This is a genomic window from Ruegeria sp., assembly GCF_028066395.1.
GTDB lineage: Bacteria > Pseudomonadota > Alphaproteobacteria > Rhodobacterales > Rhodobacteraceae > Ruegeria.
On sequence record NZ_JALCBM010000002.1, the window covers coordinates 1 to 16,269 of the forward strand.

Annotated in this window: 18 protein-coding genes and 2 pseudogenes; 10 read left to right on the forward strand and 10 right to left on the reverse strand. The window is 59.7% G+C overall.

The annotated features are described in order from the left end of the window. Positions 1-299: pseudogene (locus MPJ51_RS00735) on the reverse strand (histidine phosphotransferase); the annotation flags it as partial. Between the two features lie 42 nt (positions 300-341). Between MPJ51_RS00735 and MPJ51_RS00740 the strand changes: the two are divergent. From MPJ51_RS00740 to tsf, 5 genes are all read left to right on the forward strand, one after another. Then, the gene (locus tag MPJ51_RS00740; protein WP_008756567.1) at positions 342-524 is read left to right on the forward strand and encodes a DUF3553 domain-containing protein; all 183 of its coding nucleotides are present in this window, start codon (positions 342-344) and stop codon (positions 522-524) included. A gap of 106 nt (positions 525-630) precedes the next feature. Continuing rightward, positions 631-1,386 (forward strand): GNAT family N-acyltransferase, encoded by a 756-nt coding sequence (locus MPJ51_RS00745; RefSeq protein ID WP_298381076.1) that lies wholly within the window; start codon positions 631-633, stop codon positions 1,384-1,386. Then, on the forward strand, positions 1,373-2,227 hold the full coding sequence (locus MPJ51_RS00750; protein WP_298381077.1) for a lysophospholipid acyltransferase family protein: 855 nt from the start codon (positions 1,373-1,375) through the stop codon (positions 2,225-2,227). Before MPJ51_RS00745 ends, MPJ51_RS00750 begins: the two co-directional genes overlap by 14 nt. 166 nt (positions 2,228-2,393) lie before the next feature. Further along, positions 2,394-3,197, forward strand: a complete 804-nt coding sequence (gene rpsB, locus MPJ51_RS00755; RefSeq protein WP_298381078.1) for a 30S ribosomal protein S2 — start codon at positions 2,394-2,396, stop codon at positions 3,195-3,197. A 76-nt stretch (positions 3,198-3,273) separates the two neighbouring features. Beyond that, entirely contained in the window at positions 3,274-4,149 is an 876-nt protein-coding gene (tsf, locus tag MPJ51_RS00760) for a translation elongation factor Ts (protein WP_298381079.1), read from the forward strand. A gap of 377 nt (positions 4,150-4,526) precedes the next feature. Here the strand turns inward: tsf and MPJ51_RS00765 are convergent, their stop codons facing one another. Both MPJ51_RS00765 and aroQ read right to left on the reverse strand, forming a co-directional pair. After that, positions 4,527-5,282, reverse strand: coding sequence for an autoinducer binding domain-containing protein (locus MPJ51_RS00765; protein ID WP_298381080.1), 756 nt, complete (start codon positions 5,280-5,282; stop codon positions 4,527-4,529). Next, on the reverse strand, positions 5,279-5,728 hold the full coding sequence (aroQ, locus tag MPJ51_RS00770) for a type II 3-dehydroquinate dehydratase (protein WP_298381081.1): 450 nt from the start codon (positions 5,726-5,728) through the stop codon (positions 5,279-5,281). Before aroQ ends, MPJ51_RS00765 begins: the two co-directional genes overlap by 4 nt. A gap of 289 nt (positions 5,729-6,017) precedes the next feature. On the opposite strand from aroQ, the gene MPJ51_RS00775 reads away from it, so the two are divergent. Together MPJ51_RS00775 and MPJ51_RS00780 are read left to right on the forward strand one after the other, a co-directional pair. Continuing rightward, positions 6,018-6,836 (forward strand): SDR family NAD(P)-dependent oxidoreductase, encoded by an 819-nt coding sequence (locus tag MPJ51_RS00775; protein WP_298381082.1) that lies wholly within the window; start codon positions 6,018-6,020, stop codon positions 6,834-6,836. Between the two features lie 12 nt (positions 6,837-6,848). After that, the gene (locus MPJ51_RS00780; protein ID WP_298381083.1) at positions 6,849-7,874 is read left to right on the forward strand and encodes a phosphotransferase family protein; all 1,026 of its coding nucleotides are present in this window, start codon (positions 6,849-6,851) and stop codon (positions 7,872-7,874) included. Here MPJ51_RS00780 and MPJ51_RS00785 read toward each other — a convergent pair. Continuing rightward, positions 7,871-8,473, reverse strand: a complete 603-nt coding sequence (locus MPJ51_RS00785; protein WP_298381084.1) for a 2-hydroxychromene-2-carboxylate isomerase — start codon at positions 8,471-8,473, stop codon at positions 7,871-7,873. The genes MPJ51_RS00780 and MPJ51_RS00785 overlap by 4 nt on opposite strands. 165 nt (positions 8,474-8,638) lie before the next feature. Between MPJ51_RS00785 and MPJ51_RS00790 the strand changes: the two genes are divergently transcribed. Together MPJ51_RS00790 and MPJ51_RS00795 are read left to right on the forward strand one after the other, a co-directional pair. Further along, positions 8,639-9,856, forward strand: a complete 1,218-nt coding sequence (locus MPJ51_RS00790; RefSeq protein ID WP_298381085.1) for a serine hydrolase domain-containing protein — start codon at positions 8,639-8,641, stop codon at positions 9,854-9,856. Next, on the forward strand, positions 9,853-10,722 hold the full coding sequence (locus MPJ51_RS00795) for an acyl-CoA thioesterase II (protein WP_298381086.1): 870 nt from the start codon (positions 9,853-9,855) through the stop codon (positions 10,720-10,722). The genes MPJ51_RS00790 and MPJ51_RS00795 overlap by 4 nt, the downstream gene beginning before the upstream one ends. On the opposite strand, the gene MPJ51_RS00800 is transcribed toward MPJ51_RS00795, so the two are convergent. Both MPJ51_RS00800 and MPJ51_RS00805 read right to left on the reverse strand, forming a co-directional pair. Beyond that, positions 10,719-11,486, reverse strand: coding sequence for an SDR family oxidoreductase (locus tag MPJ51_RS00800; protein ID WP_298381087.1), 768 nt, complete (start codon positions 11,484-11,486; stop codon positions 10,719-10,721). The genes MPJ51_RS00795 and MPJ51_RS00800 overlap by 4 nt on opposite strands. A 124-nt stretch (positions 11,487-11,610) precedes the next feature. After that, entirely contained in the window at positions 11,611-12,840 is a 1,230-nt protein-coding gene (locus MPJ51_RS00805) for an acyl-CoA dehydrogenase (RefSeq protein WP_298381088.1), read from the reverse strand. A 98-nt stretch (positions 12,841-12,938) separates the two neighbouring features. Here MPJ51_RS00805 and MPJ51_RS00810 point away from each other — a divergent pair, with 98 nt between their 5' ends. Continuing rightward, positions 12,939-13,850 (forward strand): LysR family transcriptional regulator, encoded by a 912-nt coding sequence (locus MPJ51_RS00810; protein ID WP_298381089.1) that lies wholly within the window; start codon positions 12,939-12,941, stop codon positions 13,848-13,850. A gap of 3 nt (positions 13,851-13,853) precedes the next feature. On the opposite strand, the gene phoB is transcribed toward MPJ51_RS00810, so the two are convergent. The 4 genes and pseudogenes from phoB to MPJ51_RS00830 all read right to left on the reverse strand — a co-directional run. Next, the gene (gene phoB, locus MPJ51_RS00815; RefSeq protein WP_298381090.1) at positions 13,854-14,543 is read right to left on the reverse strand and encodes a phosphate regulon transcriptional regulator PhoB; all 690 of its coding nucleotides are present in this window, start codon (positions 14,541-14,543) and stop codon (positions 13,854-13,856) included. 12 nt (positions 14,544-14,555) lie between these two features. Beyond that, positions 14,556-15,257: a phosphate signaling complex protein PhoU gene (phoU, locus tag MPJ51_RS00820; protein ID WP_298381091.1), complete on the reverse strand. Its 702-nt coding sequence runs from the start codon at positions 15,255-15,257 to the stop codon at positions 14,556-14,558. Positions 15,258-15,273: 16 nt separating this feature from the next. Continuing rightward, positions 15,274-16,071 carry a phosphate ABC transporter ATP-binding protein PstB gene (gene pstB, locus MPJ51_RS00825; protein ID WP_298381092.1) on the reverse strand — a complete coding sequence of 266 codons (798 nt, stop codon included), beginning with the start codon at positions 16,069-16,071 and terminating at the stop codon, positions 15,274-15,276. A 12-nt stretch (positions 16,072-16,083) separates the two neighbouring features. Continuing rightward, positions 16,084-16,269, reverse strand: a pseudogene (locus tag MPJ51_RS00830) (phosphate ABC transporter, permease protein PstA); the annotation flags it as partial.

The window sequence follows — 16,269 nt, forward strand, 5'->3', positions numbered from 1 at the left end:
TCGGTCACGTGCCAGCGCACGCGGACGCGGCTGGCCTGTTCGATGTCCTGCAACAGGCTTGTCACCTCGGCCCGGCCCAAGGGCTGATCACTCGCCGCGCCAAAAGCCACCCGAAAAAAGCGGATCTTGGCCCCGGCGCTGCCGACACTGCCCGAGATCAGCTCCATCTCGGGGCCTTGCGAGCCGCCCACCATCTCCAACAGTTCCAGCCCATTGGTGATCGCGCCGATCGGGCTGATCAGATCGTGGCAGATCCGGGAACCGATCAACTCGGCAAGGTTGACGTCTGAGCCGCCCATGCGTACCTCCTGCTGCATCTGCCGCCGGACCGGAGCCCCGACATGACAGACCTCAATGCCATTCTTGCACCGGGCATGTATGTCCGCCACCCGGATTTCCCCGATTGGGGCGTCGGACAGGTTCAGTCCAACATCGCAGGCAAGATCACCGTGAACTTTCGCGAGCAGGGGAAAGTGGTAATCGACGGAACGCGCATCGCCCTGATGCCGGTCTTTGATCCGTGAAACTGGTTTAGAAAAGGTTAACAACCTTGGCCAGAGCAGACTTATTGCCATACCCCCGAATTCTGCGCTATCAGCGCGCAGATCAAACAGCGGAACTGCCCCTTTGATGCCGGATTCTGGCCCCTCATTCACCGTCAAACTGGCCGAGACCGAGGCCGAACTGCGCGCCGCGCAGCGCTTGCGATATGAGGTGTTCGTGCGGGAACTCGGCGGTGGTGGAGACATGGTCGATCACGAGGCCGGGCTAGAGCAGGACCGGTTCGATCCCTATTTCGACCATATGCTGGCCTATGATGACGCTACCGGCGAAGTTGTGGGCGTTTACAGGCTGTTACCGGGCGAACGTGCAGTGGAACTGGGGCAGTTCTATTCTGAAGATGAATATGATCTGACGGTTCTGAAACAGAGCGGTCGCAAGCTGCTGGAGTTGGGCCGGTCCTGCCTGCATCGCGATTATCGGGGCGGCACAGCGATGTATCACCTGTGGAACGGGCTGGCCCGCTATGTCACCGACCGCGAGATCGAGGTGCTGTTCGGCGTCGCCAGTTTCCACGGCACCGATGTGACCGAACTGGCGCAGCCCTTGTCAATGCTGCATCACAACCACCTTGCGCCGCCTGATCTGCGGGTGCGGGCGCAGCCCAGCGTGTATCAACCCATGAACCTTGTGGCACCGGACGCTCTGGACCGGCGCGCGGCGATGGTTCAGGTGCCCGCGCTGATCAAAGCCTATCTGCGTCTGGGCGGTTTCGTGGGCGAGGGCGCCTTTATCGACCACGCTTTTAACACCACCGATGTGTGTCTGATCCTGGACACCACCCGCATGAACGACCGGCAAAGGCGCATCTATGGCGGAGCGTAGCCCGGTGACCGATCCGCTCTGGACCAGTGAGGACGCGCCGGATCCGGTCGAACTGGGCCTACTGGGCTGGGCTCTGGTGATCCTGCGCGGCGTCCCGCTGGCGCTGCTGGTCTTTGGCGGACTGTTCGTGCTGCTGACCCTCCGCCTGATCGAACGTCCCTTGTTCGGCGTACAGCGCCCGATCACACCCTTCATCACACAATTTGTCTGCCGCAACGCGTTTCGCATTCTGGGCATGGGCTTTCGCAGCTCGGGCCAGTTGATGCGCGAACGGGGGGCGGTGGTGGCCAATCATACCTCATGGCTGGATATCTTTGCGCTGAACGCGCGCAAACGGGTTTATTTCGTCTCAAAAGCCGAGGTGGCGCAATGGCCCGGCATCGGCTGGCTGGCCCGCGCCACCGGAACCGTGTTCATCGAACGTGACCGCAAGAAGGCGCGTGAACAGACGAAGATTTTCGAAACCCGCCTGAAAGCCGGGCACAAGCTGTTGTTCTTTCCCGAGGGCACCTCGACCGATGGATTGCGGGTTTTACCATTCAAATCAACGCTTTTCGCGGCGTTCTTTGCGGACGGATTGCGGGAATTCATGTATGTGCAGCCGGTGTCGGTCGTCTTTCACGCCCCCAAAGGCCAGCCTGACCGGTTCTATGGCTGGTGGGGCGACATGGATTTCGCGCCGCATCTGCTGAAAGCCCTGGGCGCGCGGCGGCAAGGTACGGTCGAGCTGATCTACCATGCGCCCGCGAAGGTCAGTGACTTTGCCGACCGCAAGGCGCTGGCCGCCCATTGCGAAGAGGCGGTGCGCCACGCTCACCGCTTGGCGCGGCTTGAAAAATAAGGGCATTTGGCCCTTGCACTGCCATCAAACCTGCCGTATACGCGCGCCATTCAAACCCGCAGGCGGGGTTTGGGCTTTTTGAGGGAGACATCCTTATCAGGCCCGCCGGTTGGAGCATCCGCTTCTTTCACCCCCGCCCAGGCGTAAACCGGAAAAGGAAAATAGCATGGCTCTTCCCGAGTTCACCATGCGTCAGCTGCTGGAAGCTGGCGTTCACTTTGGTCACCAGACACAGCGTTGGAATCCCCGCATGGGCCCGTTCATCTACGGCTCGCGCAATGGCATCCACATCATGGACCTGACCCAGACCGTTCCGATGCTGGATCAGGCGCTGCAGGCCGTTCGTGACACCGTCGCAAAAGGCGGCCGCGTTCTGTTCGTTGGCACCAAGCGTCAGGCAGCTCAGCCGATCGCAGATGCCGCTGAGAAGTCGGCGCAGTACTTCATGAACCACCGCTGGCTGGGCGGCACGCTGACCAACTGGAAAACCGTTTCCCAGTCGATCAATCGTCTGAACCAGATCGATGAAGCGATGGAATCGGGCGCCGAGGGCCTGACCAAGAAAGAGCGTCTGGGCATGGAGCGTGACCAGGCCAAGCTGCAGGCATCGCTGGGCGGTATCCGCGAAATGGGCGGCGTTCCGGACCTGCTGTTCGTCATCGACGTCAAGAAAGAAGCACTGGCCATCGCCGAAGCCAACAAGCTGGGTATCCCGGTTGTGGCTGTTGTCGACACCAACTGCTCGCCCGATGGTGTGGATTACATCATCCCTGGCAATGACGACGCAGCGCGCGCAATCGCTCTGTACTGCGATCTGGCCGCACGCGCCGCTCTGGACGGCATGACCGCTCAGATGGGTGCAGCAGGCGTTGACCTGGGCGCATTCGAAGAAGCACCGGTTGAAGAAGTCGTTGCTGAAGAAGCCCCCGCCGAAGCAGAAACTGCATCGGAAACGCCGGCCGAAGCGTAAGCTGCCCGTCACGTAATTGACATATGGGGCAGGGTAGACCTGCCCCTATTCCGTTTGAATTGAGGAGAGCCAAGAGATGGCAATCACAGCAGCAATGGTGAAAGAACTGCGCGACGCAACCGGCGCAGGCATGATGGACGCGAAAAAAGCGCTGACCGAAACCGGCGGCAACATGGACGAAGCCGTTGACTGGCTGCGCACCAAAGGTCTGGCCAAGGCGGCAAAGAAATCAGGCCGTACCGCAGCCGAAGGTCTGGTGGCCGTTCACGTCAACGGCGGCAACGGTGTTGCTGTCGAAGTGAACTCGGAAACCGACTTCGTTGCGAAAAACGCTGAATTCCAGGAGATGGTTGGCAAGATCGCTTATGCCGCTGAAGGCGTTGCTGATGTTGACGCTCTGCTGGCCGCTGATCTGGGTGGCAAGAACGTTGCCGACACCCTGACCGACAAGATCGCCACCATTGGCGAAAACATGTCGGTGCGCCGCATGTCGAAACTGTCGGGCGACACCGTTGTGTCCTACGTCCACAACGCCGCCACCAGCGGCATGGGCAAAATCGGCGTTCTGGTTGCTCTGTCCGGTGGTGACGAAGCCATCGGCAAGCAGATCGCGATGCACATCGCGGCCGTGAACCCGGCGGCCCTGTCCGAGGCGGACATGGACCCGGCAGTTGTCGAGAAGGAAAAGCAGGTTCAGATGGACATCGCCCGCGAATCCGGCAAGCCGGAGCAGGTGATCGAGAAGATGATCGTTGGCCGCATGAAGAAATTCGTGGCGGAATCGACTCTGCTGAACCAGCAATTCGTCGTGAACCCCGACCTGACCGTTGAAGCCGCTGCCAAAGAGGCCGGCGCCACCATCACCGGTTTCGTGCGTCTGGAAGTTGGCGAAGGCATCGTGGTCGAAAAAGAAGACTTCGCAGCCGAGGTCGCCAAGGCCGCTCAGGGCTAAGGTTGAAACGGCCCTCGCAAGGGGGCCGCTTTACACATGTCAAAGCCGGTCGCGTTCTGCGTGACCGGCTTTTTGATTCTCATGACCTGCTGTGGGCCAAACCGCTGCGGATGTAAGGGAGAGAGACTGGAGGGCCCCGCATGATGGGGATGGTCGAGGCCCTCCAAATTTCCAACCCAGGTACGCGGACGAATAAACGCCCCTGTGTCAGACCGATCGGAGAGCCCTGTTATTGCAAAGATCCGATCACATGTTCCCTGGCTAAAGCCACCACTCACGGAACATTAACACTTTGCAATTTTAGGGGTAGATTTGGAAAGTCATGTATTCCTTACCTAGGGTCAACTGATGCGATTTCGCGTCAACCGCCCCGGGTGTCAGGCCTCCATCACGAACATCTGGTTCTGCAGTGACGCCTTCAGAACGGCCTGTGCGGTGGTCTCGACGCTCAGCGCTTCGCGCGCAAGACGCAGATGTTTTTCAACGGTGGCCGAGGTCAGGCCCATCAGCAGCGCGATATCCTGCGTCGTCTTGCCGTCACCCACCCATTGCAGCGCCTCGCGCTGACGCTTGGTCAGGGCCCGGTTCGGCGCGTTATAGGGCAGGGTGAGGATTTTCAGATGCGCCATGTTGTTCATCAGCAGGATGTCCTCACCATGCTTGTCCCAGATCGCATCAATCTGATCCTGCGTCTTGTCGCCATAATGCGCCATCGAAATCGCGCCCTTGGACCGCATCGAGACCGAGGTGAAGCTGATCGTGAACCCGACGGATGCCCCTTTGGCGCGATTGAATTCGTAGACCTGCCGCTCCTCTTCGGTCATGGTGCCGCTGGACATGGCTTCGTTGATCATGCGCCAGCTTGCGGCGCCTTCGTTCTGCAGCGCCCATTTCAGCATCGGCGCGTTGAAATACAGCCCCCGACGCAGGAACCCATCCAGATAGTCCTGACAATGGTTGGTCAGGATCACAAAATCCTCGGGGTCACCCAGCGAGGTTTCGGTGCGGTATTGCGTATAGCCGTAAAGCAGCCGGTCGAACCCGTATTGCGCCATCTGGCGGCAATGTGCATCCCAAAGCTCTTCCAGCGTCTTCGCGTAGCTTAGAAAGTTGAGATACTCGGACAGGTTCATCCCGCGCCCTCCTTCCGCAAATGCGCCGCAAGCGCATCCAGCGCCAGAACATAGCTGGTGGCGCCAAATCCGCAGATCTGACCGATCGCCACCGGCGCGATGTAAGACTTGTGGCGAAAGGGCTCGCGCGCGTGAATGTTGGACAGATGCACCTCGACGACCGGCACGGCGGCCGAAGAAATCGCATCCATCAGCGCCACCGATGTATGGGTATACGCGCCCGCGTTCAGAACGATCCCGTCCTGTGCGTCACGGGCTGCATGGATGGCGTCGATCAGCGCGCCTTCGTGATTGGATTGGAAATGCGTCACGGTCTGTCCATTGGACTTGCCATGGGACACGCATAATTCTTCAATCATCTGTAACGTGGTGCGGCCATAAACCTCGGGCTGGCGGGTGCCCAGAAGGTTCAGGTTCGGGCCATTCAAAACCAGGATGTTCTGCATTTCTTCACTATCCCCATTATCCTGTTTTCATAAACCCGATTGCCAGAGGCGTCCAGCCGCGACTGCTCTTATGACGCGAGCATTGATGCCGTATGATGTCTTGTTTCCGAGAGATTGGGTATAATCTTAATCACACAAGCCAGGGGCGACCCTCAACTTAACCGATAGCCTGATGGCCAGGCCGGTTTCGTGACGCAGAGTAATCCCGGGATTGACTTGCGCCACGCACGCCAAAAGCGTTGGATTAGAGCCACATCAAACATAACCCGCCGCCCAAGAAGGAATGACCATGACGCCCGAGACCCTGTTTTCGCTGACCGGAAAAACAGCGCTGGTGACCGGAGGGGCCACCGGAATCGGTCGGATGGCGGCCGAGGCATTTGTGCGGGCCGGGGCGCATGTGCTGATCGCCTCGCGCAAGGGCGATGCCTGTCAGGCCGTCGCGACCGAGTTGAACGCGCTGGACGCGCCGGGTTCTGCCGAAGGATTCGCCGGTGATCTGGGCAGCGAAGCCGGGATAGATGCTTTGGTTGATCAGGTGAATAGCCGTGTGAAAACCCTTGATATCCTGATGAATAATGCAGGTTTGACCTGGGGTGCGCCCATGGGGCAATTCCCCTATGACGCCTGGGACAAGGTCATGTCGGTGAACGTCGCCGGGATCTTCCACCTGACGCAGAAATTGCTGCCCCTGTTGATGGCCTCGGCCGAGGATGAAAACCCCGCCCGGGTCATCAATGTCGCCTCGGTCATGGGAGAAGCGCCCATGGGTGACGGCGCCTACAGCTATTCGGCGTCCAAAGCGGCGGTGATCCATCTGACCAAGATCATGGCGAAGGAACTGGCGCCGTATCGGATCACGGTCAACGCCCTCGCGCCGGGGCCGTTCGTGTCCAAGATGACTGCTTTTGCCACCGCCAATCCCGAAACCCGCAAAAAGGTCGGGCAGGGCGTCCCACTGGGCCGTGTAGGCCGGGATGAAGACATCGCCGGCTGCGTGTTGTTCCTGTCCGGGCAGGGCGGCAGCTATGTCACCGGCGCGGTCATCCCGGTCTCGGGCGGGATCAATGTGCAAAGCGGCGGCAATATCTTTGCCGATGCGCTGTGACAGGTTTATATCATGGCCTCGGAAAAAACATTTAATTTAAATGCAGTAGACGACTACCTTAAATCACATCTCGCGGATTATGAGGGGCCGCTGGACGCCACGAAATTCACCGGCGGCCAATCCAACCCCACCTATCTTTTGCAAACACCGGGCAAGAGTTACGTCCTGCGCCGCAAACCGCCCGGGGTGCTGCTGAAATCCGCACATGCGGTCGAGCGTGAGTTCCGCGTCCAACAGGCGCTGTCCGGCAGTCGGGTTCCGGTGCCCGAGATGTACCTGCTCTGCGAAGATGACAGTGTCATCGGATCTGCCTTTTACGTGATGGAGCATCTGCCCGGACGCGGTTTTCCCGAGCCCTTGATGAAGGGCGACAGCAACACCACACGGGCCGGGATCGTGGACGAAATGAACCGGGTGCTGGCCGCGCTGCACGAGGTGGATATCGACGCTATCGGCCTGTCCGATTACGGGCCACCGGGTAATTATTACGAGCGTCAGATCGCCCGTTGGACCCAACAGTACCGCGCGGCTGAGACAGAACAGATTGCGGATATGGACAGTCTGATTTCGGCACTGGAACGCTCGGTCCCCGCGGATGACGGGCAGCGAACGCTGGTGCATGGCGATTTCCGCATCGACAATCTGCTGTTCCATCAAAACAGCACGTGCTGCGTCGGTGTGCTGGATTGGGAGCTTTCGACAATCGGGCACCCCTATGCCGATCTGGCTGCCGTGATCATGCAATGGCAGATGCCACCGGGCAAGGAAGGGCGTGGCCTGGCTGGGGTCGATCGCGTCAATCTGGGCCTGCCTTCGGATCAACAGTTCATCGCAAGCTATTGCGTGAGAAGAGGGCTGGACCGGATTGATAACTTTGGATTTTATCTGGCGTTCACATTCTTCCGCATGGCTGGCATTCTGCAAGGCGTGTACAAGCGTGCGCTGGATGGCAACGCGTCAGACCCCGATCGCGCGCGGGCGTTCGGCAGCTATGTGCCGCTGTTTGCACGGCATGGATTGGATGCGCTGAACGGTTAGGTCCGCGAAAGCTCCAACTCCAGATTGGCGAGGCTGTTCTTGCCGAAAAACATCTCAGGCCCGGCAAACATCGTCGGCACGCCGAAAACGCCCGACCGCACCGCCGCCTTGCTCTGATCCTTCAGCTGCTGCTTGATTTCGGCATCTCCCAATGCCTCACGTATTTTGCGTGCGGGCAAGTCATTTTCCCGCACGACATCCATCAGGACATTCACATCATCGATCTTTTGCCCATGCACCCAGATCGCATCAAATACAGCGTCTATATACTTGACCTCCCACGGCTTTCCCTGCGCAAACACCGCGCCACGCATGGCAAATTTGGTGTTGGGCGGGAAATGCGGGCTCATGTGAAAACTGATCCCCCGACGGCGGGCAAAACGGTGCAGGTCATGGGTCAGATACGCGGTTTTCTGGCGGTTCTCGGAAAAGGCCTGAAACGGGCTTTGGTTATGGGTCGCCTTGAAAACGATGCTCAGCAGGACCGGGTTATAGGTCAGCGCCACACCATGACGCTCTGCCAGATCGGGCAGGACCTTATGCGCCAGATAGGCGTTGGGACTGCTAAAATCATACATGAAACCAATAGGCTGCGTCATGATGTTTCTCCGGATCAATAACGGTGCAAAGGCGAATCTGTTCCACCCACAGTTTAACAGGGCGCAGGGCCTCTCTCAGAGTTTTCCACGCTTCAGCGCGGATTTCTGCTGTCGTTTCCGACCCCGGCGCGGCAGTATCGCAAAAACACATGCCGGAGCCGAAATATGGGATTTGACCCGACAGCCCTGAACCATCTGCAAGATTGGATGCACCGATACGTGGCGGAACGGAAATACCCCGGCAGCGCGCTATTGATCAGGCAGCACGGGCAAGAGGCGTTTTTTCACAGTTGCGGGCAGCGCGACGTTGAAAACGACCTGCCGTTCGAACGGGACACGGTTGCGCGGATTTATTCGATGACCAAACCCGTGACCTCGGTCGCGCTGATGATGCTGGCAGAGCGCGGGCTGGTGCATCTGGACGCGCCGGTCTCTGACTTTCTGCCCGCGTTTCAATCCATGCAGGCGTTGATCCCCGGTGCGGAAAGCCTGGATCAAACCGAGGATGCGGCCACACCAACCCTGCATCAGATGCTGACCCATACAAGCGGCCTCAGCTATCCGTTCAATCCCGGTCTTCTGCCGCAAGAAATGGACAGACTCGATCTGATTTTTTCGCCTGATCAAGGGCCTTTGGCCGATCGGGTTGATCTGCTTGCCACCCTGCCACTGGCGTTTCAGCCCGGCACACGTTGGGAGTATTCAACCGGTATTGATGTCATTGGCCGCGTGGTCGAAATCATCTCGGGCCAGCCACTGGATCGCTTTTTTGCGGATCAGATTTTCGCGCCGCTTGGGATGACGGAAACCGGGTTTTCGGTGCCACCGGGGGCAGGGGACCGGTTCGCGTCGCTTTATACCCCATTGGAGGGTGATGCGATGGCCCTAAACACCGCGCGCCAAGGGGGTGAAACGCTGCGTCTGGTTGATGCCGCCGGTTCATCCCCGTTCGAAGCGGCCACCACGTTTTCCGGCGGCGGTGGGCTGGTCGGCACGATTGACGATTACAGCCGATTTGCCGAGATGCTGCGCAACAAGGGAACCGGAAACGGCGCCCGATTGCTGGGACCGAAGACCACAGAATACATGCTGTGCAATCACTTACCGGGCGACATTGCATCGATGGGACCGCAGAGTTTCGCCGAACAACCCATGCAAGGCACCGGGTTCGGCATCGGCGGATCGGTGGTTCTGAACCCGGGCCGGTTGGGTGCGCCATCCTCGGTGGGCGATTTCGGCTGGGGCGGTATGGCCTCAACCTTTTTCTGGATCGACCCGGTCAACGATCTGACAACCGTGTTTTTCACGCAGCTTTCCCCTTCCAGTTCGTATCCCTCGCGGGCCGAACTGCGCTCCCTTGTCCTCGGAGGATTGGTGGGATGACCGAAGCCGAACGCATTCTGCTGGACCTGCTGAATATCGAACCGCTTGAGGTCGATCTGTTTCGCGGCACCGGATCGGGTGGCGAAACGCCCACGCGGATTTTTGGCGGTCAGGTGATCGCACAGGCCCTTGCGGCCGCTTACCGAACTGTCGATCAGCGCCTGTGCCACTCGCTGCACGCCTATTTCATCCGCCCCGGCGACCCGGAGATTCCGGTGATCTATCAAGTGGATCGCGCAAGGGACGGAGGCTCTTTCACCACGCGGCGGGTTGTTGCCATTCAACATGGAAAACAGATCCTGAACATGTCCGCATCGTTCCACGTGCAGGATGACGGTTGGGATCACCAGCACCCGATGCCTGATATTGCCGGGCCGGAACATCACCCATCGCGTGAGGAATTGCGGCAGAAATACCTGCCGCGCGTGCCCGAACGGTTGCGGTCCGAACTGCTGCGCGAGCGGCCCATCGAAGTGCGCGAAGTCGCACCGTTGGACGTCTTCACGCCGGAAAAATCAAATGATCGCAATAGCCTGTGGTTCCGAATGAAAGCGGCCGATCAAGCCGATACGGTCACGCAACATCTGCTGCTGGCATATGCCTCGGACATGAGCCTGCTGAGTTCCGGGATGCGGCCGCACGGGCTCAGCTGGTTTTCCGGTGAAATCAATGGCGCCAGTCTGGATCATGCGCTTTGGTTCCATGCGCCGGTGTGGTTTCAGAACTGGCATCTGTATTCGATGGAATCGCCATGGACGGGGCAGGGGCGTAGTTTTAACCGAGGCTCCATCTTTGCGCAGGACGGCACATTGGTTGCCTCGGTCGCGCAGGAAGGCCTGCTGCGGCCTGCGCGCAAGAAATCTTAGGAATCGCCTGTAAAGCGTTGATTTAAATTCTGCATCCCCGTGATCCAACGATCATAGTCGGACGTCTTGAGCTGCATGTAATCCGAAACCTGCGGATGCGGCAAAACCAGAAACCGTTCCCGAGCGATAGCCTCGACACAGGCCTGTGCCACGTCATCAGGCTCTAACATGCCATCAATTGCCGCGACCGAGTCCTCATGCCCACGCGTCATCAGCGACCGCACGGCCTGTGGGCACAATACCGAAACTTTGATGCCTTGATTGCCATAAGTCAGCGCCAGCCATTCCGCCAAACCCACGGCTGCGTGTTTCGTCACCGCATATGGTGCCGCGCCGGGCTGATTGAGCAACCCAGCCGCCGAGGCCGTGATCAGCAGATAACCGGACCCGCGCGCAACCATCCTCGGCATCAGATGGCGCGCGGTCCAGACATGGGACATCACGTTGATCTTCCAGATCCGATCCCAATCATCATCCGACACATCAACACCGCCAAGGGTCAGAATCCCGGCATTGGCGCAAAACAGATCGATCGTGCCGAACGAGCTTTCGACCGTTTCGATCAGAGATTGGATGTCATCCTCGCACGAGACATCACAATGCAGCGCATGACCGCCAATCGCAGACGCAACGCGGGACGCTCCGGGCAGGTCGATATCGGAACAGACAACACGCGCGCCATCCTTGGCGAAGCGTTCAGCCAGACCTTTGCCGATTCCGTCGGCTGCACCGGTCACCACAACGGTTTTGTCTTGTAGCTGCATTGCAAACATCCGTGTCAGATGAATTCACAATGCAGCGTAACATCCTGAGAACACGCCGCCAATGCGGTTGGCATGGCGGCGTATATTTGGATAATTATTTTACATAATACCAATTACACGATTTTTAGTAGAACGCCTGCAACCCGGTCTGCGCGCGCCCCAGGATCAGCGCGTGCACGTCATGGGTCCCCTCATAGGTGTTCACCGTCTCAAGGTTGATCATGTGACGCACAACCTGGAATTCCAGGCTGATGCCGTTGCCGCCATGCATGTCACGGGCATGCCGCGCGATCTCCAACGCTTTGCCGCAATTGTTGCGCTTGACGATCGAGATCATCTCGGGCGCCGCTTCGGCCTGATCCATCAGGCGACCAACGCGCAGGCTGGCCTGCAGGCCCAATGCGATCTCGGTCTGCATATCGGCCAGTTTCTTCTGAAACAACTGGGTCTGCGCCAGCGGACGGTTGAACTGTTTGCGATCCAGACCGTATTGCCGCGCCGCGTGCCAACACGCCTCGGCAGCGCCCATGGTGCCCCAACTGATGCCGTAGCGCGCGCGGTTCAGGCAACCGAACGGACCTTTCAAGCCCTGCACATGCGGCAGCAAGGCACCCTCGCCCACTTCGACGCCGTCCAGAACGATCTCTCCGGTGATCGAGGCGCGCAGGCTCAGCTTGTTTTCGATCTTGGGCGCGCTCAGCCCCTTGGTGCCTTTGTCCAGAACAAAGCCGCGGATTTTGCCGTCATGGGCGTCGGACTTGGCCCAGACGACAAAGACATCGGCAATCGGGCTGTTTGAAATCCACATCTTGCTGCCGGTCAGGCGATAGCCGCCGTCGATCTTTTCGGCGCGGGTTTTCATCCCGGCGGGGTCCGACCCCGCATCCGGTTCGGTCAGGCCGAAACAGCCAATCCATTCGCCACTGGCCAGTTTCGGCAGATATTTGCGGCGTTGTTCTTCCGAGCCATACGCATAGATCGGATACATCACCAGAGAGCTTTGGACAGACATCATCGACCGGTAACCGCTGTCCACACGCTCAACCTCGCGCGCGACAAGGCCGTAGGTTACGTAGCCCGCGCCTATGCCGCCATATTCCTCGGGAAGCGTGGTGCCCAGCAGGCCCATTTCGCCCATTTCGCGGAAAATCTCGGGGTCGGTTTCTTCTTTCTGGAACGCCTCGGTCACGCGCGGCTGCAGTTTCTCCTGCGCGTAACTGCGGGCGCTTTCGGCGATCAGACGTTCATCCTCTTCCAACTGATCGTGCAGGCGGAACGGGTCATCCCAGGCAAAGGAACCCAGATCAGGCTTGTCTTTGGCGCGCAGGGTCGGTTTGGGGTCGGGGGCGTTCATGGCATGTCTCCTGTAAAAGGCGGTTGCGCGCAGCTTAATCTGAGTTTCTTGCAAAAAACAGCGAGACATTCTCAAGTTTTCATGACTAAAACGCATAGATGAGACCGAACCGCCCTATCCTGCCCTCAATCACGGCCCTGCGCGCGTTAGAGGCGCTGGACCGTCTCGGCTCGGCCTCGGCTGTGGCTGACGAGATGGCCCTGACCCAAAGCGCGGTCAGTCGTCAATTGCAGACGCTTGAGGCGCAATTGGGTGCTGAACTGATCCAGCGCGACCGCAAGCGGTTGTCGCTGACGCCCGCCGGGCAGGATTACGTGCAGGAGGTTCGATCCGCGCTGGCCCAGATCGCACAAGCCGCGTTGAAACTGCATGTGGCCCCGGCCGGAGGGATGGTTAATCTGGCCATCCTGCCCACCTTCGGGATGCGTTGGCTGGTGCCACGCCTGCCCGATTTCGCGCGGCGTCATCCGGATGTCACGATCAACATGACCACGCGGCTGCGCCCGTTCAGCTTTACCGCCGAACCCTTTGATGCGGCGCTGCATTTTGGTGAACCGGACTGGCCCGGCACCGACCGGCTGCTGTTGCAGGTGGAACGGGTCATTCCGGTCTGCGCGCCCGCGCTGCTGCCGAGCGGCACCCCGGCCTCCCCCCGGGACTTGCTGAAACTGCCGCTGCTGCACATTCAGACCCGCCCGCGCGCCTGGCAGCAATGGTTCCGGCAGATGGGAGTCGATCATCCCGACCCCCTGCCCGGCACTGTTTACGATCAGTTCACCACGATCAATCAGGCCGCGTTGCACGGATTGGGAGTGGCCTTGCTGCCGAATTATCTGGTCGAACAGGACCTTGCCACCGGCGCCCTGACAGCAGCGTTTTCCGATAGCGTCGAGACGCTGGGCGCATACTATCTGGTCTGGCCGCACGAGAAATCCGAGGACCCGGCACTGCGTGAATTCCGCCACTGGCTGTCTGGGCAGGCCCAAAGCGAAGAGGCCCTGCCCCGGTAACCTCTACCCCAACGCGTATCCAGCGCCGCGCACGGTGCGAATCGGGTCCGCGCCGCCATGCTGGGTCAGCGCCTTGCGCAACCGTCCGATATGTACGTCCACCGTGCGCGTATCGACATAGATATCGCGGCCCCAGACCCGGTCCAGCAACTGGTCCCGGCTCCAGACACGGCCCGGCTTTTCCATGAAGGTGCTCAGCAGGCGGAACTCGGTCGGGCCCAGTTTCAGCGGCTGATCGCCCCGGCTGACCTTGTGGGTCTCGGCATCCAGAATGATATCGTCGAACTCCAGCCGCAGCCCCACCGTCGCGGGTCGCACCCGGCGCAGCTGAGTGCGGACACGGGCCATCAATTCGACCACCGAATAGGGTTTGACCACATAGTCATCCGCCCCGGTTTCCAGCCCCCGCACCTTGTCGACCTCTTCGGATCGGGCCGACAGCATGATGATCGGAATCGCACGGGTATCGGGACGGGTTTTCAGACGGCGACAGACCTCGATCCCGCTGAGATTGGGCATCATCCAGTCCAGCACGATGATGTCGGGGCTGTCTTCATCGACCAGCAGCAGCGCCTCGTCCCCGCTGGTGGCTTTGGACACGCGAAAGCCTTCGGCTTCGAGGTTGTAGGCCAGCACTTCACGCTGGGCCAGCTCGTCCTCGACCACCAGAACCGTCGGTTGATCGGCAGACATGATCCCTATCCCTTATGCGGTTTGCGAGGTGATATCGGCCTTGGGCCGCGCCTCGGTCGGGCGTTCGCCGGTAACCAGATAGACGACCTGCTCGGCAATGGCGGTGACGTGGTCGCCCATCCGTTCGATGTTCTTGGCAATGAAATGCAGATGCATGCAGGCCGAGATATTGCGCGGGTCCTCGGCCATGAAGGTCAGGAATTCACGGAACAGGCCATTATACATCTGGTCGACCTCCTCATCGCGTTCGATCACGTCCGAGGCCAGTTCGGCATCGCGCTGAATATAGGCGTCCAGCGCGTCGCGCAGCATCCGTTCAACCTCGCGCGCCATGCGGCGCAGGGCGGCGGCGCTGCCGTTGATCTCGCTTGCCTCGACCAGAACCGTGGTGCGCTTGGCGATGTTCTTGGAGTAATCGCCGATCCGTTCAAGGTTCGCGGACACCTTGAGGACCGACAGAACCAGCCGCAAATCGCCCGCCGTGGGCGCGCGCAGGGCGATCAGCCGGGCGGTTTCCTCGTTGATCAGATCCTCCAGCGCGTCGATGGCCTTGTCGCCCTGCCGCACCTCTTGTGCCAGTTCGTGATCGCGGGTCTCCAGCGAGCGGGCGGCGTTCATGATCGCGGCCTCGACCAGCCCGCCCATCTTCATGATATGGGCCTGAATGGCTTCGAGATCCCGGTCGAAGGCGGATGCAATATGTTGTTCGGTCATATCCAGATCCTTTGGTTCAGCCGATCCGGCCGGTGATATAGCTTTCGGTGCGCGGGTCTTCGGGGTTGGTGAAAATCTGTCCCGTCTCGCCGAACTCGACCAGATTGCCCAGATGGAAGAACGCGGTCTTCTGACTGACCCGCGCGGCCTGCTGCATAGAGTGGGTCACGATCACCACCGAATAGCGCGTGCGCAGCTCGTCAATCAGCTCCTCGACCTGCGCCGTGGCAATCGGATCCAAGGCCGAACAGGGTTCGTCCATCAACAGAACCTCGGGCTCGGTGGCCACGGCACGGGCGATGCACAGGCGCTGTTGCTGACCGCCCGACAGACCGGTTCCGGGGGCATCCAGACGGTCCTTGACCTCATCCCAGATGGCTCCGCGACGCAGGGATTTCTCAACAATCTCGTCCAGTTCCGCCTTGTTCTTGGCAAGGCCGTGGATGCGCGGGCCATAGGCCACGTTGTCATAGATCGATTTGGGGAACGGGTTGGGCTTCTGGAACACCATGCCCACCTTGGCACGCAGTTGCACCGGGTCGACGCGTTTGTCATAGATATCCTCGCCATCCAGCAGGATATCGCCCGTAACCCGGCAGATGTCGATCGTGTCGTTCATCCGGTTCAGGCAGCGCAGAAAGGTGGACTTGCCGCAGCCCGAGGGGCCGATGAAGGCGGTGACGGTCTTGTCCTCGATCTCGACATTCACGTCCTTGATGGCGTGGGTTTCGCCGTAATAGACCTGAACATTCTTCGCGGCGATCTTGATAGCTGCTGAGTCCACGTCTCTCTCCAATAAGGTCATATCGTTCATCATAGCCCCCATTTACCAGCGGCGTTCAAAGCGGCGGCGCAGGATCACCGCGATGGTGTTCATTGTCACGAGGAAGATCAACAGGATGATGATGCCCCCCCATGCGCGTTCGTAAAAGGCCGGATCGGCGCGTTTCGACCATTCATAGATCTGCGCCGGCATGGCCGAGTTGGGCGACAGAAAGCCCGCAACAATCCC

Coding starts and splice junctions, on each gene's coding strand:
- MPJ51_RS00740 (WP_008756567.1), top strand. CDS start 342: ATGACAGACCTCAATGCCATTCTTGCACCGGGCATGTATGTCCGCCAC.
- MPJ51_RS00745 (WP_298381076.1), top strand. CDS start 631: ATGCCGGATTCTGGCCCCTCATTCACCGTCAAACTGGCCGAGACCGAG.
- MPJ51_RS00750 (WP_298381077.1), top strand. CDS start 1,373: ATGGCGGAGCGTAGCCCGGTGACCGATCCGCTCTGGACCAGTGAGGAC.
- rpsB (WP_298381078.1), top strand. CDS start 2,394: ATGGCTCTTCCCGAGTTCACCATGCGTCAGCTGCTGGAAGCTGGCGTT.
- tsf (WP_298381079.1), top strand. CDS start 3,274: ATGGCAATCACAGCAGCAATGGTGAAAGAACTGCGCGACGCAACCGGC.
- MPJ51_RS00765 (WP_298381080.1), bottom strand. CDS start 5,282: ATGAACCTGTCCGAGTATCTCAACTTTCTAAGCTACGCGAAGACGCTG.
- aroQ (WP_298381081.1), bottom strand. CDS start 5,728: ATGCAGAACATCCTGGTTTTGAATGGCCCGAACCTGAACCTTCTGGGC.
- MPJ51_RS00775 (WP_298381082.1), top strand. CDS start 6,018: ATGACGCCCGAGACCCTGTTTTCGCTGACCGGAAAAACAGCGCTGGTG.
- MPJ51_RS00780 (WP_298381083.1), top strand. CDS start 6,849: ATGGCCTCGGAAAAAACATTTAATTTAAATGCAGTAGACGACTACCTT.
- MPJ51_RS00785 (WP_298381084.1), bottom strand. CDS start 8,473: ATGACGCAGCCTATTGGTTTCATGTATGATTTTAGCAGTCCCAACGCC.
- MPJ51_RS00790 (WP_298381085.1), top strand. CDS start 8,639: ATGGGATTTGACCCGACAGCCCTGAACCATCTGCAAGATTGGATGCAC.
- MPJ51_RS00795 (WP_298381086.1), top strand. CDS start 9,853: ATGACCGAAGCCGAACGCATTCTGCTGGACCTGCTGAATATCGAACCG.
- MPJ51_RS00800 (WP_298381087.1), bottom strand. CDS start 11,486: ATGCAGCTACAAGACAAAACCGTTGTGGTGACCGGTGCAGCCGACGGA.
- MPJ51_RS00805 (WP_298381088.1), bottom strand. CDS start 12,840: ATGAACGCCCCCGACCCCAAACCGACCCTGCGCGCCAAAGACAAGCCT.
- MPJ51_RS00810 (WP_298381089.1), top strand. CDS start 12,939: ATGAGACCGAACCGCCCTATCCTGCCCTCAATCACGGCCCTGCGCGCG.
- phoB (WP_298381090.1), bottom strand. CDS start 14,543: ATGTCTGCCGATCAACCGACGGTTCTGGTGGTCGAGGACGAGCTGGCC.
- phoU (WP_298381091.1), bottom strand. CDS start 15,257: ATGACCGAACAACATATTGCATCCGCCTTCGACCGGGATCTCGAAGCC.
- pstB (WP_298381092.1), bottom strand. CDS start 16,071: ATGAACGATATGACCTTATTGGAGAGAGACGTGGACTCAGCAGCTATC.